Origin of the sequence: Streptomyces sp. UNOB3_S3 (assembly GCF_020740895.1) — a bacterium.
In the GTDB taxonomy this organism is placed as follows: domain Bacteria; phylum Actinomycetota; class Actinomycetes; order Streptomycetales; family Streptomycetaceae; genus Streptomyces.
In genome coordinates, this window is sequence record NZ_JAILXP010000708.1 from 1 (window position 1) to 1158 (window position 1158).

1 protein-coding gene and 1 pseudogene are annotated in these 1158 nt (G+C 69.8%); both read left to right on the plus strand.

Translation table 11 applies throughout. From position 1 onward, the window contains the following. Window positions 1-781: hypothetical protein (locus K6I33_RS35180; RefSeq protein WP_229358854.1), on the plus strand; the 781-nt coding region annotated here is incomplete at its 5' end. Between the two features lie 100 nt (window positions 782-881). Beyond that, window positions 882-1158, plus strand: a pseudogene (locus K6I33_RS35185) (hypothetical protein); the annotation flags it as partial.

The window sequence follows — 1158 nt, forward strand, 5'->3', positions numbered from 1 at the left end:
CAGCCATCCCCCGGCCGCACCCCAGCCGTACCCGGTGCAACAGCCGTATGGCTCCCCGTACTCACAGCCGGGTGGTTGGGGAGCACCCGTGGCGCCCATGCCGCCCATGCCGCCCGTGGCGCCCATGGCGCCCGCGCCCCGGCGTCTGGGTGCCGGGGCGATCGTCGGGATCGTCGTCGGCGTGGTGTTCGGTCTGCCCGCCCTCTCCGGCGTCCTGCTGTATGTGTCGTCCGGTGGTCAGGGGGATCGGCACCATGCGCCGAGTGTCAGCGGAGGCAAGGACTCCGAGCGCTATCGGCTCACGGTGCCGCATACCCTCCTGGACGGCCAGTACATCCTGGCCCAGGACCTCAGCCAGGCCATGGACGACAAGCTCGCGGGTCAGAGGAACGGCAGGAACGAGCACGACATGAAAATGGTGAGCGGGCAGTACGCCACCACCTCGGGAGACGAGCAGCAGACCATGCTCCTCGCCGGGAGCTACGGCGAGATCGACGATCCGCACCGTGCTCTGGACAGCATGCTCCGGGGCATGACCGAGAACGAAGGCGTCACGGTCACCACCCCCGCCAAGGAGATCACGCCGCCCGGCGCCCAGACGCCCGTAACGTGCCAGGTCCTCGCCGCCACCCGCGCCGGGCAGTCGAATTCGGTGGCCGTCTGCGGGTGGAGCGACCACAGCACCGTGGCCACCGTCTCCGTCCCCGGCGACAGCGTCGATCTCGACGCGGCGGCGATGAAGACCTTGCGGATACGGAACGAGGCGCGGGTACGGGCATAGCGCGGTGCCGTCCGTGTGAGTACGTCCGCACCCGCGCGCACTCCCACCTGAGTACCGCTACGGATACGCTCGCCACCACGCCCTGCCTAGCGTCTGCCGCATGACAACGAACACCACGGACATCGACCCCGGCAGCGACCCGACCACCCTCGTCCTGAAGTACCTCGGCGGGGTCGCCCTGTGGGTCTTCGCGGCGTTCACGTTCCTTCTCCTCCCCCTCAACGTCATGGCCAGCGACGGCTGCTTCGACGGGGACACCCGCGCCATCTGCACCGTCGCCGGGCAGAACGCCGTCTTCTACATCCCGGTGATCACCGCGCCCGTCGCCGGTGTGCTCGGCACGTGGGGGCTGGCGGCGGGCGCGGTGATCACCGGGA